The organism is Geobacillus uzenensis (assembly GCF_002217665.1).
Taxonomy (GTDB): Bacteria; Bacillota; Bacilli; order Bacillales; family Anoxybacillaceae; genus Geobacillus; species Geobacillus subterraneus.
Genome location: NZ_NEWL01000001.1, coordinates 1 through 13,759, shown reverse-complemented (window position 1 = coordinate 13,759; position 13,759 = coordinate 1). Strand labels below are relative to the sequence as shown.

The 13,759-nt window shown below is 50.4% G+C and carries 10 protein-coding genes and 5 pseudogenes; 6 read left to right on the top strand and 9 right to left on the bottom strand.

Annotation, left to right across the window (positions count from 1 at the left end; all coding sequences use genetic code 11):
- Nucleotides 1-149: 149 nt before the first annotated feature.
- The 7 genes from B9L21_RS00065 to B9L21_RS00045 all read right to left on the bottom strand — a co-directional run bounded on the left by B9L21_RS00065 (nucleotide 150) and on the right by B9L21_RS00045 (nucleotide 7,418).
- Nucleotides 150-1,679, bottom strand: coding sequence for a response regulator transcription factor (locus B9L21_RS00065; RefSeq protein WP_063164680.1), 1,530 nt, complete (start codon nucleotides 1,677-1,679; stop codon nucleotides 150-152).
- Complete coding sequence (locus B9L21_RS00060) at nucleotides 1,657-3,126, bottom strand: sensor histidine kinase (protein WP_063164679.1); 1,470 nt, start codon at nucleotides 3,124-3,126, stop codon at nucleotides 1,657-1,659. The genes B9L21_RS00065 and B9L21_RS00060 overlap by 23 nt, the downstream gene beginning before the upstream one ends.
- Before the next feature lie 59 nt (nucleotides 3,127-3,185).
- On the bottom strand, nucleotides 3,186-3,320 hold the full coding sequence (locus tag B9L21_RS18010; RefSeq protein ID WP_257722314.1) for a hypothetical protein: 135 nt from the start codon (nucleotides 3,318-3,320) through the stop codon (nucleotides 3,186-3,188).
- A gap of 154 nt (nucleotides 3,321-3,474) precedes the next feature.
- Nucleotides 3,475-4,488 carry a sugar-binding protein gene (locus tag B9L21_RS00055; protein ID WP_063164678.1) on the bottom strand — a complete coding sequence of 338 codons (1,014 nt, stop codon included), beginning with the start codon at nucleotides 4,486-4,488 and terminating at the stop codon, nucleotides 3,475-3,477.
- 41 nt (nucleotides 4,489-4,529) lie between these two features.
- Nucleotides 4,530-5,003 (bottom strand): hypothetical protein, encoded by a 474-nt coding sequence (locus B9L21_RS17480; RefSeq protein WP_172796432.1) that lies wholly within the window; start codon nucleotides 5,001-5,003, stop codon nucleotides 4,530-4,532.
- Nucleotides 5,004-5,006: 3 nt separating this feature from the next.
- Nucleotides 5,007-5,861: an Rpn family recombination-promoting nuclease/putative transposase gene (locus B9L21_RS00050; protein WP_063164677.1), complete on the bottom strand. Its 855-nt coding sequence runs from the start codon at nucleotides 5,859-5,861 to the stop codon at nucleotides 5,007-5,009.
- Between the two features lie 213 nt (nucleotides 5,862-6,074).
- Nucleotides 6,075-7,418, bottom strand: a complete 1,344-nt coding sequence (locus tag B9L21_RS00045) for a 6-phospho-beta-glucosidase (protein ID WP_063164676.1) — start codon at nucleotides 7,416-7,418, stop codon at nucleotides 6,075-6,077.
- A gap of 124 nt (nucleotides 7,419-7,542) precedes the next feature.
- Here B9L21_RS00045 and B9L21_RS00040 point away from each other — a divergent pair, with 124 nt between their 5' ends.
- Entirely contained in the window at nucleotides 7,543-8,298 is a 756-nt protein-coding gene (locus B9L21_RS00040; RefSeq protein ID WP_063164675.1) for a MurR/RpiR family transcriptional regulator, read from the top strand.
- Between the two features lie 5 nt (nucleotides 8,299-8,303).
- Here the strand turns inward: B9L21_RS00040 and B9L21_RS00035 are convergent, their stop codons facing one another.
- Both B9L21_RS00035 and B9L21_RS17780 read right to left on the bottom strand, forming a co-directional pair.
- Nucleotides 8,304-9,740, bottom strand: a complete 1,437-nt coding sequence (locus B9L21_RS00035) for a glycoside hydrolase family 1 protein (RefSeq protein WP_063164674.1) — start codon at nucleotides 9,738-9,740, stop codon at nucleotides 8,304-8,306.
- A 482-nt stretch (nucleotides 9,741-10,222) separates the two neighbouring features.
- Nucleotides 10,223-10,423: pseudogene (locus B9L21_RS17780) on the bottom strand (RNA-guided endonuclease TnpB family protein); the annotation flags it as partial.
- A gap of 144 nt (nucleotides 10,424-10,567) precedes the next feature.
- On the opposite strand from B9L21_RS17780, the gene B9L21_RS00025 reads away from it, so the two are divergent.
- The 5 genes and pseudogenes from B9L21_RS00025 to B9L21_RS18220 form a co-directional block, all read left to right on the top strand.
- Nucleotides 10,568-11,932, top strand: coding sequence for an ISLre2 family transposase (locus B9L21_RS00025; RefSeq protein WP_089134969.1), 1,365 nt, complete (start codon nucleotides 10,568-10,570; stop codon nucleotides 11,930-11,932).
- A 220-nt stretch (nucleotides 11,933-12,152) separates the two neighbouring features.
- Nucleotides 12,153-12,694, top strand: a pseudogene (locus B9L21_RS00020) (RNA-guided endonuclease TnpB family protein); the annotation flags it as partial.
- Between the two features lie 13 nt (nucleotides 12,695-12,707).
- Nucleotides 12,708-13,160, top strand: a pseudogene (locus B9L21_RS17775) (transposase); the annotation flags it as partial.
- 1 nt (nucleotide 13,161) lies between these two features.
- Nucleotides 13,162-13,629: pseudogene (locus B9L21_RS00010) on the top strand (IS200/IS605 family accessory protein TnpB-related protein); the annotation flags it as partial.
- Between the two features lies 1 nt (nucleotide 13,630).
- Nucleotides 13,631-13,759 (top strand): annotated as a pseudogene (locus tag B9L21_RS18220) (RNA-guided endonuclease TnpB family protein); the annotation flags it as partial.

The window sequence follows — 13,759 nt, the reverse complement described above, 5'->3', positions numbered from 1 at the left end:
ATAGGGACATCTGCTTACCAATTTCTATTCGTTCATAAAAAACAGTGGCTGAATGAATCCGCCCCACCTATGAGCGTGCAACGCCAAAAAGCCCGCCCGATCAGAGGGCGAGCTCGTTTTCCTATCAGTTGATGGCGGGACTGCTTCAGTTATCGCACCTGCAACTGTTTCCGATATTCGCTCGGCGACCAGCCCGTTTGTTTTTTAAACACGCGGCTGAAATAGTTGGGGTCATTGTAACCAACGGAAAAACAAATTTCTTTTAAACTGCAATCGGTGCGAACGAGCGCTTCTTTGGCCCGCTCGATGCGCACGTTCGTCACGTAGTCGATAAACGTGATGCCGAAATGTTCCTTGAACAGTTTGCTGAAGTAGTACGGGCTCATCCCAACGTGTTCGGCCACTTCTTCAAGCGTCAGCGGCTCGGCGTAATGGCGGTCAATGTAGTCCTTCGCCTTGCCGATTTTACCGTGGGCTTGCTGCTGGCGCCATGCTTCGAGATCTGCGGCGATGCGGCCGAGCTCGTCGAAGGCGGTCTGTTTCAGTTCCGCTCCTGAACGGCAAGAGGAAAACGACACCGTCCGTTCATAACGAACGCCAAGCTCGGAAAGAAGGCGAGCAAGCGAAACAAACATCCCGTCCACTTTGCGTCCGGCAGCGGATAACGAGTGGGAAGCAATGAGCTCGTCGATGTACGCAAGACCAATCGCCCGCGCCTGCCCGATGTCGCCGAGGCGTACTGCCTCAAGCAGCTGTTTCTCCCGTTCGGCACGCGCCGGCTTGGCCGGCAAAAAACCGACTCGTGCTTTTTCCCGTTCGGCGTAATAATGGACAGCGGACAGCGCTTCGTAATACGACGATCGGAGCTCATGAAGGCGTGAAACCGGCGAGCCGAGTCCGATATACAGCGGAGCGCCGTGCCGAAGAGCAAACTGGCTGGCTATATCAAGCGCAAACGATTGAACGGTTGGTTTCCAAGCGATTTCCCCATCATCACGGCTGCGGAACAACAGCACCGGCAGGCGCCGGTTCGCCAGACGGCCAACGATATAGCGTGCGGGGGCCCGCTCGCCAAGTCGTTCTTCTACCCACCGCTTCCATTCCTCCGTCCGCCCGCCATTAGGAAATTGGACGACGATAAACATGCCCGAAGCGACTGAAAACGGCAACAGTTCCTGCCACTGTTCCCACTCGTCGGCCGGTACGTCTTCAATCATCAAAACGGATAACCATTCTTTCTCCACGAGCATCTGCAGCTGCTCGATCCGTTCTTGCAGCTTACGGTGCTTTTCCTCGGTTTTCCGTTTGGCTTCCAGTTCTTCACCGACGCGTTCTAACGCGGAAATGACCTCTTCTTTCCGGCTCGGCTTTAACAAATATTCTTTGACGCCAAAGCGCATCGCCTGCTTCGCATAGTCGAACAAATCAAACGCCGAAACAATAATAAACTGAAGATCGAGCCCCGTTTGCCGAATGGCCTCGATCGCCCCGAGCCCGTCGAGGCCAGGCATTTTAATGTCAATGAGCATCACATCGGGGCGATATTGTTTGGCAATCTCAACGGCCTCACGCCCGTTGGCGCCTTCCGCTATGACTTCAGCATGCGGGAGATGGCTGCCGATCATTTTGCGCAACGCTTTCCGTTCGAGCGCCTCATCATCCACGATCGCTACTTTCACTGCTCATCCCTCCTTGCCATCGCGGCAATAATAACCGAATGGTTGTCCCCTTTTCCGGCGCTGATTCAATTTCCGCCACGTCCGTCACTCCGTAAAACAATTGCAGCCGACGGATGACATTGCGCAGACCGATGCCGGTCGAATGGCCGCGCCTTTGCTCGCGGCGCGCCGGCGTCTCTTCGCCGCGAATAAACGCTTCCAGTTCCGCTTTCATCCGTTCGTCCATGCCGACGCCATTATCCTTCACTTCGATGATGACCCGATGGTTTTTTTCATAAATGGATACGGTCAATTCGGCTCCCCGTTCGTACGATTCGATGCCATGAATGAACGCATTTTCAATCAGCGGCTGCAATGTAAGGGGCGGAAGCCGTTGGTCAAGACAGGACGATTCCGCCTCAATGGAAAACTTAATCCGATCGAAAAAGCGCGTTTGTTGGATGAAAAAATATTCGCGAGCGATGCGTACCTCATCAGCAAGTGCCACCGTCCGCTGCAACTCCCCTAAGTTGTAACGCAAAATCGCCGCCACTGCCTCGATGAGCCTTGATGTTTGCTCAGCCTCTTCTAAATACGCCATCTTGGAAACGGTGTTGAGCGTATTGAACAAAAAGTGCGGATTGATTTGACTTTGCAAGCTTTTCAGTTCTAGTTCTTTGACGAGCCGGTCAAGCTCCGCTTTTTGTTTCATTTCTTCGATCAACTGCCTTAAATTGCGGCGCATATCATTAAATGTGATCGTAAGCAGCCGCAGTTCATCGTTCGTTGTCGGCTTCACATCCGGTCCATCGAGCCGTCCGGCACCGATGGCCCGGGCTGCATGCGCGAGGTGGATGATCGGCTTCGTCAAACTGCCAGAGAAAAACACAGCGAGCAGCACGCCGAGGCAGATTGTTGTCACAAACAAACCCATCCCCATATACCGGAAATAGCGGTTGCGCCGCTCGACTTCATCATACCGCTGTTGATAAGCCGTTAACTCATCATCAATTAAATTTAACGTTTCTTCTTGCAAAAATAAGGCGATATTCATCATTTCATGCAGATGGGATGAGTACAAACCAATATTTCCGGCCTGAAAATGATAGACCGTGAGCGCCGCTTCCTCTAACAAACTTTCAATCATATGTTCATAGTTTTCTGCCGCCAACCGGTCGGACAAAGCAGGCGAAATGGCGCCGACTTGGCGGCGATGTTGCTGCAACCAGCGGAATTCCCGCTCATAGGCGCGCGCGTATCGCCCCTCTTTTTCCGATACATACGCATTAAGCTGCTCCATCAATCGGTTCGTCCGTTGCGACACTTCATTCAGCAACAACAAGCGGCGCATCCGGCGATCGTAATCGCTCATCATCTCTTCGCTCGTTTGGTACAAAAGAAACACCGCTCCATTTAACAAAAGCAAAAAAACGGTAAAACAAAGCAGCATCTTCGTGCGGATGTTCATCCTGGCTTTCCCCCCCGCTGTCCCCAGCGCTTTGTTGTCTGCACCATCCCCGTGCCGTTTCAAGCGAAAACGGATTCCAACGTCAAGCTGATCGAACCGATGAAGGCGCCGCCGCGTTCAAATGGGCGTACTTGAATGCGACAGCCATCCATATTTTCATCGCACACCCCACCGTTTTGACGGCGCTCCCCCATCTTCCGCCGCTTTCCGTTCACCCTGCCAAGCTGTTGTTCGAATAGAACGTGCTGTTTCCCAAACCCGCATCGCGTTGACTCCTCTTTGCACACAAGGAACGATCAAGAAAAACACTTTTTTACTCGTTTTCTATAGGAGCTGCAAATGCCAGCATCAAGGTGTCTTGACTTCATAATTGCGCGCCGGGCGCAGCGGCAAATCTTCTTTTCGAATGACCTTCGTCTCTGTGTTCGTCACTTCCGGCACGTCATGGCCAGCGACAATAGCAGCCATCAGTTTCACCGCCCGGTATCCCATTTCATACGGTTCTTGGACGACCGTCGCTTCAATCGTCCCTTTTTGCAAATACCCGATCGTCTCCGGCAGCGTGTCAAAGCCGATAATATATGTTTCCCGCTCGCGGTGAAACTGTTCGACCACTTTGGCAATACCGATCGCATCAAGCGCACTCGTTCCGTAAAAGGCGTTCACGTCCGGGTGTTTTTTCAAAATGGTGTACGCTTTTTCGGCTGCTTGTACACGTGTAATGTGCGACTCCTCGATGGCAACGATGCGGATGCCTTTTTCCTGTCTCACCGCATCCTCAAATCCGCGCACTCGCAGCTGTTGGTGCGCCGCCGTCAAACTGCCGGTAATAATCGCGACCGTCGCTTTGCCCTTCGTATCCTCAGCCAACGCCCGTCCCGCGAGAAAACCGGCATAATAATTATCCGTTCCCACATAGGCGACGCGTCGGCTCGTCGGGGCATCCGTATCGATCGTCACCACAGGAATATTCTTGTCCGTGATTTCGTTAATCACTGGGACAAATTCCGCTTCCGTCAACCCTTGTGTGATAATCCCATCGACTTTCGCTGCTGCGGCTTTTTTCAAAATGCGCAAATGCTCATCAATATTCGCCTGCCGCGGCCCAATGTATTCAAGGTCAACGCCGAGTTCCTTCGCTGCCGCTTTCGCTCCTTTTTCCACGAGCCGCCAATAATCATTATCAAGCTCCTCGGGCACAAGCACGAAATGATATGCCTCTTTTGTTTTTTCCGGAACCCGTTCCTTCTCTGATTTCGGATACGCATACACGTTCCAAGCGCAATAGGCGGTGAAGGAAGCGCTTGCAAGCAGCGCCGCGATGCCGCCCCCGTAAAACAGCCGTTTCCACCAATCGCACATCTTGATTCCTCCTACCGCCATTGTACACGAACGTCGGGGCGCTAGCCTAGAAAAAAGAAAATGGATGCCGTGTCTCTCCTTTCTTCCCGCCTGCCGCGGCCGCACATCGCTCTCCTCTGCTTCTCGATGACAGCAAAAGCTTGTATAGATATAGATGCAACGAAGAAGGTGAACAGATCCTTGACGGAAAAGCGGTTTGTCCATTTTCGACTGTCGAAGGCAAGCCAAAGGCTTGCCCCGTCACGCCAAGGCGTGACGGAAGACCGAACAACCACCTGCTTCACAGACCCATCTATGGGTCTGGAAGCGGCGTTGTTCGGTCGCCCGACAGTCGATAAAAGCTGCAAATGGTCAATCTTCAAATTGCATCTATATGAAATACAAATAGGGGTCAGTCTGGCCGTCATCATTCGCCATGCGGCGGTGGCCATGCCCATCATCAAGTGCAGAACGAGCAAAAAAAAAAAAACGCCGTTCCGAAACAGATTGGCTGCATTGGAACGGCGTCTCCCCATTTTTTACTCTTTCAACTTTTCCACCGCCTCCACTGGCAGTCCGGTCAACTCACAAATCGTTGGCACATCATATCCTTTCCCTAACATCCGTTTCGCAACGTCCATCTTGCCTTTTTCCATCCCCTTTTCCACCCCCCGTTGCTCGTACGACACGATGAGATCCATCACTTTTTTCGCTTCCTTCGTTTCCATTTCGTTCACCTCGTTTCGCAATTCGAGTTCCTCTTGTTCGGACAACCGCAAATACGTCTCAAAAAAGCCAAACAACAGCCGCTGTTTCGCTTCATCAAGCTCCAAACGGACGAGCATGCGCAAAAATTCTCTTTTCACGGCCACTCTTTCACTTTCATTATACCCCATTTTGCTTAACAGAGCGGCGGCGACCGGGTTATCGCGGCGAATGTACTCGCGCCATGGCAACTTGCGCAGTTCAACGGTAAGAAAGCGGAAATCGACAACGGTTAGGAACGAAAACTGGATGGTGAACGAGGACGGTTCATCGCGGATGGCGTCATAGCTGAAGATGGCAACGGGCAGAATGCGGCGGCGGTATTTTTGAAACAAACGGCTGACATAAAGGAACATGCGCTCGGGAAACGCCGGCTGCGTGTAGCTTTGGTGCTCGATATGGACGATGATCAGCCCGTCTTCCCCCTTCAACTTTGTTTCCACCAATAGATCGACACGGTGCTTTTCGCCGGCTGCCACATCCGTAAACACCTCTTCGGACAAAAAGGAGATGTGGCGGAAGTCGACTTGTTCATACACATGCGGGAAAAACAGAAGCAAAAACTCTTCAAAAAACGTCGACAACAACTCCTTAAACAGCCGATCATGGTCGATTCGCGTTTCGGACACGGTCTCCCTCCTTGTGATATTTGAACTTCCTTTATTTTCTTCGCCGCGCCTTAGGCAAAATCCTGCCGAAAAGGCTGGTGAAAAGCATTGATTTTGTCTAAAATAAGGGGAACGTGAACGGGAAGAAAGCCCTTGTGTTGTGCGGCTTTTCACGATGAAATGACAAAGCCGCCCCGGCGACAGGCGGCTTTGTCAATCGCTTTTCCAAACGATTTAGTTTCCAGCTACTGTTTTGGCCTGTTTAAAAAACTGCGGCAAATGTTCTTTATGCGCTTCAAGCATTTCGTCCAAAATTTGTTTGGCGATGGTGTCAGACGGCACAAGCGGATTGATCGTCATGGCGACGAGCGCGGTTTGGTAGTCGCCGGTCACGGCCGCTTCGGCTGCGACGCGCTCGAACGACTTGATTTGCTGGACGAGGCCGCGCACCGCAACCGGCAAGTCGCCGACAGCGATCGGTTTCGGCCCATCTTTTGTAATGACGCAGTTGACCTCAACAGCCGATTCTGACGGAATGCTGGCAATAGCGCCGTTGTTTCTCGTGTTGACCGGCTGAATGTCGCGCTTGTCGTTGTAGATGGAGCTGATCAAGCTGCAGGCGGCGTCGCTGTAGTACGCCCCGCCGCGCTGTTCGAGCTGCGGCGGCTTGATGGCCAAGTTCGGGTCTTTGTACAGCTCAAACAGCTCTTTTTCGAGCTGTTGGACGACTTCGGCGCGGGTTCCTTTCGTTTTCGCCGCTTCCAGTTCCTCGGCGAGCATTTTGTCTGTTTGGTAGTAATACCGGTGGTACGGGCATGGCAGCACTTTCAGCCCTTTTAGGAAATCCGGCTCCCAGCCAAGGTCGACGATATTTTTCATCGTCACACCGGAACGATCCGGATGGGCAAGGAGGTCGATCACCTTTTCCGTCACCCGGACGCCGTCCAGATAGACGTGCAAGCCAAACACCATATGGTTCAAGCCGGCAAAATCAATGTGCACGCGGTCGGCATCAACGCCAAGCAGCTTGGCGACGCCCATGCGCATGCCGATCGGCACGTTGCACAAACCGACGACTTTTTCCTGCTTCGTGTAGCGCAAGACGGCTTCCGTCACCATTCCAGCCGGGTTTGTGAAGTTGATCAGCCATGCATCGGGGCAAAGCTCTTCCATATCGCGAATGATGTCCAAAATGACCGGAATGGTGCGCAGCCCTTTAAACAATCCACCCGGACCATTTGTCTCTTGGCCGATCACCCCGTATTGGAGCGGGATGCGCTCGTCTTTCGCCCGCGCCTCAAGACCGCCGACGCGAAACTGCGTCGTGACAAAATCAGCTCCTTCTAGCGCCCGACGGCGATCCAAAGTCAAATGAATCTCGATCGGCACACCGGCTTTTTCGACCATCCGTTTGGCAAGGGCGCCGACGATTTCGAGTTTTTCTTTGCCTTCCGGAATATCGACAAGCCACAGTTCCCCGACCGGCAATTCATGATAACGCTTGATCAACCCTTCGACCAATTCCGGCGTGTAGCTTGACCCGCCGCCGATCGTCGCCATTTTCAATCGTTTCCCCATACTCCTCTTCCCCTTTCGCCCAGTTGGGCATGGTATAATCAATGTAGGAATCAACCAGTGGGCTTGAAAGCGCCATCCTTTCCCGGCTATCGCATGTTCTGTCCCATGAAAGCGAGGTATCCCGATGTTCACTCCCGAACAAATCGCTCAGTTCTCCGAACTCGACTACGCCATTTACGACTATGTGATGAAACATCCGCATGAAGTCGCGTACATGCGCATCCGCGAGCTCGCCGAAGCCGTCCATGTCTCGCCGCCGACTGTGCTCCGCTTTTGCAAAAAGGTCGGCTGCGAAGGGTTCAGTGAATTTAAAACGAAATGGAAGCTGTATTTACGCGAGACAAAGCGAACCGCGATCATCAGCAGTCAAGAGGTGCTTAAGGAATTTTTCGAACGGACGCTGACGGCCGATTACGAGCGGGCCATTGTTGATGCCGCCGCCGCGATCGCCCAAGCGGATCACGTGATTTTTGTCGGCTCCGGCAGCTCCGGCATTTTGGCTGAATACGGATCGCGCTATTTTTCTGCCTTGCAAAAGTTTTCCGTCTACATCAAGGACCCGTTTTTTCCGATTTACGGCCATTATTTCCACAACTGCGCCGTGATCGCTTTGTCGGTGTCCGGCGAAACGCCGCACACGCTCGCCCAGGTGCACCGTTTTAAGGAAAAGGGCGGCACGATCATCAGCATCACCAACCGAAAACATTGTTCGCTCGCGAACATCTCGGACTACAATTTGACGTATTATGCCACCGCCGAGCGGATCGGACAGACGGACGTGACAACGCAGCTGCCGGTCGTTTATTTGCTTGAGCGGCTGGCGAAGGAAATGTATCGGCTGCTGCCGGCGCAGACTGACCGCGGGCCGAGCGGGCGGTGACAAGGCTACAGCTCGGCACCGTTCGTCTTAATCACACGCTGATACCAATAAAAGCTTTTCTTTTTGATGCGGCGCAAATCTTTTTCCGATTCATCGTCACGGTTGACGTACACAAATCCGTACCGTTTTTGGTAGCCATTCAGCCAGCTGAGCAAATCGGTGAACGACCAAGCACAGTAACCGAGCACGTCCACCCCATCCGTGATGGCGCGTTGAATTTCTTGAACATGGCGGCGCAAGTAGTCGATTCGATAATCGTCATTCACGATATCGCCTGGCTCCAGCGTATCGAACTCACCTAAGCCGTTTTCTGTAATCAAAATCGGCAGCTGGTAACGGTTCGCAATGCGGCGCAGGCCAATACGCAAGCCAACCGGATCAATCGCCCAATCCCAGTTCGTCGTATCGACATGCGGATTGCGCACGGTTTTAAACAGTCCCGGAATGCCGCTCGAAGTGGATGTCCCTTTTTTTCCCGTCGTATTCATCACGCCTTCTCCGACGCCATCTGGCGGATTATGCTCCACAGTCGTAGTTTGGTAATAGTTGACTCCCATAAAGTCCGGTTTCGCCGCTTGGAGCAGCTCCCAATCGCCCGGCGCCACCGTCGGCTCCAGCCCTTGCGATTCAAGATAGTTCCAAGCCGCCTGTGGGTACATGCCCCACGCATACACATCCATCCACCAATGGTTTTGAAATTCTTCTGCGTTTTCAAAAGCGAGCACATTTTCCGGACGGCTGTCGTACGGGTATATTGGCGAGTAGGCAAAGCTCGGCCCGATTTTTCCGTCAGGCACGTAATGACGGAACGATTGAATCACTTTCGCATTCGCCAAATTGGCGATATGGTTTGCCTCATACATGCGTTTCATGTCTTTTACGCCCGGCGGATGCAAGCCAAGACGATAGCCAAAAGAAATGAAAATGTTTTGTTCATTGAGTGTCACCCAATATTTGACCCGGTCGCCAAACCGTTGAAACAATGTCACGGCATACCGGTCAAAATCATCAATGATGCGCCGTGATTCCCATGCCCCATAGGCATCCATCAAGGCTTGCGGCACATCCCAATGGTATAACGTCACAATCGGCTCGATCCCATGGTTTCGCAGCTCCTCAATCAAGCGATCGTAAAAATCAAGCCCTTTTTCGTTGACAGCCCCGTTTCCATCCGGAAACACGCGGCTCCACGACACCGAAAACCGATACGCTTTCAACCCCATTTCCGCCATCAACGCTACATCTTCTTGATAGCGATGATAATGATCGACAGCGACGTCGCCGTTGGTTCCCTTAAACGTTCGGCCCGGCTGTTTGGCAAACACATCCCATACCGATAATCCTTTTCCATCTTCGTTCCACGCCCCTTCGACTTGATACGCAGCTGATGCTGCGCCCCATAAAAACTCAGGCGGGAACGGTTTCAGATGGCGATGCTCCATTCAAATCGTCTCCTTTCCCAAAGCAAACCCCGTCGATTGAATCGTTTTATCTATCACCAATAAACCGCGTTTCATGCAAAAAGTAAAGGGCGCGGCGGCTTTTTGTAACGCCACGAACGCGAAAAACAATTGTTTCTTCGGAGTAACAAACGGTTACAAAATAGGACAAGCCGGCGCGCAGGATACAAAAAACAACCGGGAGAGCGGTTCATGAAATGCGAGAAACGGCCCTCTTTATCTTAATTAGGCGAGAAGACTCCCACTTCAACAAAGCGAAGCGGAGTAAGTGGGAGATGAATCGCCTTAACTATATTTTGGTGTGAGTAAAATATTTGTGGGTGACATTCAGGAATGATTCCCCGACGAGGGTTGCGAACTTTTGTTCGCGACGCTCGTCGGGGCCACCAAGCGAAGCGCGGTAGAAAAAAGCAAATGTCATGCAAAAAGGACTCTCTCCCTGCTATGATGGTGATTGTCAACATCTTATATTCTTTTGGATTGTCGGCATTATATTCAGGAATCTCATCGCCGTCAAAAAAGCTGGCTTGAGACGTATATGATTCTTCCTGTTTCAAGAATTCAATGCCGTAAAATTCACAAAGATATTCTAATTTTTCTTTTATGTTACCGAGAGGAATATTGACAAAGTTTTGATTTGTCTTTTTTCCTAGATTTCCCCGACGAGGGTTGCGAACTTTTGTTCGCGACGCTCGTCGGGGCCACCAAGCGAAGCGCGGTAGAAAAAAGCAAATGTCATGCAAAAAGGACTCTCTCCCTGCTATGATGGTGATGACCAACATCAACATAAAACAGGAGGGAGAGAGTCCATGAAACATCTTACCACAGAATGGCCTTTATTAAAAGAGCTGGAGGAACAATTAGTCAGAACTCTTCAAAAGGTGTTCGCTGTCTTGTTGGCGACCCTTTTGGAGGAGATTGATCAACAACTGGCGGAAGCGCGGGACAAGCGCCGGTATCAGCTGAAAGACAAACGGCCGACCACGATCCAAACGCTGTTTGGAGAAGTGACGTTTCGACGGAACTACTACTATGATCGGCAGGCGGGGGCGTATACCTTCTTGCTGGATGCCGAACTGGGCTTTGATGGAGCGCAGTCGATCAGCCCTTGCCTCGAGGAAACGGCGGTCGAGTTGGCCGTAGAGTGCTCTTCCTACCGCAAAGCGGCCCGTACGTTGGAGTCGATCGTGGGGTATGCGGTCCTAAGCCACGAGGCGATTCGCCAACTGGTGCTGGAGGCCCCTGTCTCGCTGCACCACCCTGTTTCCCAACGGCACGGCCGAGTGCTGTTTGTGGAGGCGGATGGGCTGTTCATTTCCCGCCAGGGGAAAGGGAAACGGGCGAAAGAAGAGAAAATCCTGGCGGTTCACGAGGGATGGAAACGAAACGGTTCGCAGCTCAAGCTCGTGAACCGGCGCCACTACCTCCATGAAGGGGTGGGAGACGTGTGGGAACGGTTTGAAGAGTGGCTGATGAACGAATATGCCTATGACCCGTGCCGGGACCTTTTGATCATCAACGGCGACGCGGCGTCGTGGATCACAGCCTGCCGGGAGTATTTTGGAAAGCGAGCCTGCTTTCAGCTGGATCGATTTCATGTGGCGCGGGAGCTGCGTCAGTGTCTGTCCGGCCATCCGCGTTGGCGGGAGGTGCGGAAGAAGCTGGCGAAACAAGACGAAGAGGGGCTTCTGGTGGAGCTGAACAGCGCGGTCGGCACGTTGGAGGACGAAGCGAAAGAGAAGCAGATGGCTGCCATAATCCGCCGGATCGAGTCAATGCCGGGATGCATCCGGGACTATCGGGAGTGGCTGTCGGAGCAAGGGGTGGAGACGACCGGCATGCGTCCGATGGGCCACGCCGAGAGCGTGATGAGCCGGTTTGCGCATCGGGTGAAATCCCGCCGCAGCTGGAAAGACCAAGGGCTTCGGGCGTTTCTGAGGGCGATGGCAGCCCGAATCGACGGGATCGGGTGGAGAAAGGGACGGTGGGAGGAGCAAGAGCCCCAGTCGGCCGTCTCGGCCTCAACAAAGTCCAAGCGGATCGAACAGGCCAAACGGAAGGCCGGACGGTTGTGGGCAGATGTGGTGCGTCAGAATCTACCGTGTCTGCAGCGGTCATCCGGGACGCCGATCCATCAAGCGTTGTCGGCGCTTCGGGATTTTGGTTGGGTGTAAAAAAATGGAACAAAATATCATCACCTCAAGATGAGGGATGAGAGTCCGAAAGCGCTTACGATATCAACTCCTGAAAATGGTTCGCTAACTAGTGATTGACAACGCCCGTAGTGAACCGAAAAAATGTTCTCCACAAAGTCTTGACTGACTCTATATTTTGCTGAAAATAGGATAGATTCAGTAAAATATAGTATAATATAGTTAGATGGGAGGTGAAAAAATGTATTTTTGTATCAAACAACAGCTAAATGGTTTGACCAAAGAAGAATACTTGACTCTTCGAGAACTGTGCCATATTGCCAAGAACATGTACAACGTCGGATTGTACAATGTCAGACAATACTATTTTGAACACAAGGAATTTCTTAATTATGAGAAAAACGATCATCTTGCAAAAACTAACGAAAACTATAAGCTGTTAAACAGCAACATGGCACAGCAAATTTTAAAAAAGGTCAATGAAGCCTTTAAATCTTTCTTTGGTTTGATCAGTCTTGCCAAACAAGGAAAATATGACACAAGGCTATCAGTATTCCAAAATATCTTAAAAAAGATGGCTTTCATTCACTGATCATTGGCCAGATTCGTATAGACGGCAACAAATTCACGATACCGTATTCTCGCCTATTTAAAAAGACTCACAAGCCTATCACGATAACGATTCCGCCTGTGTTGCTGGACAAAAAGATTAAGCAGATTGAAATCATTCCTAAGCATCATGCCAGGTTCTTTGAGATTCAGTACAAATATGAAATGCCTGAAGATCAAAGAGAATATCACGATAACGATTCCGCCTGTGTTACTGGACAAAAAGATTAAGCAGATTGAAATCATTCCTAAGCATCATGCCAGGTTCTTTGAGATTCAGTACAAATATGAAATGCCTGAAGATCAAAGAGAATTAAATGACCAAAAAGCACTGGCTTGATTTAGGATTAAACAATCTTGCCACTTGTGTCACATCAGACGGCAGATCATTCATCATTGATGGGCGGAGATTAAAAAGTATAAATCAATGGTTTAACAAAGAAAATGCCAGACTTCAAAGCATGAAAGATAAGCAAAAAATCAAAGGCACGACTCGTAAACAGGCTTGCTTGCTATGAATCGCAATAATAAAGTGAATGATTATATCAACAAGACTTGCCGTTACATCATTAACTACTGTATTGAAAATCAAATTGGCAAACTTGTCATTGGCTATGCGGAAACATTACAACGCAATATAAAAAGATGGCTTTCATTCACTGATCATTGGCCAGATTCGTATAGACGGCAACAAATTCACGATACCGTATTCTCGCCTATTTAAAAAGACTCACAAGCCCATCACGATAACGATTCCGCCTGTGTTACTGGACAAAAAGATTAAGCAGATTGAAATCATTCCTAAGCATCATGCCAGGTTCTTTGAGATTCAGTACAAATATGAAATGCCTGAAGATCAAAGAGAATCTATGAATCGCAATAATAAAGTGAATGATTATATCAACAAGACTTGCCGTTACATCATTAACTACTGTATTGAAAATCAAATTGGCAAACTTGTCATTGGCTATGCGGAAACATTACAACGCAATATGAATCTAGGAAAAAAGACAAATCAAAACTTTGTCAATATTCCTCTCGGTAACATAAAAGAAAAACTAGAATATCTTTGTGAATTTTACGGCATTGAATTCTTGAAACAGGAAGAATAATCTAGGAAAAAAGACAAATCAAAACTTTGTCAATATTCCTCTCGGTAACATAAAAGAAAAACTAGAATATCTTTGTGAATTTTACGGCATTGAATTCTTGAAACAGGAAGAATCATATACGTCTCAA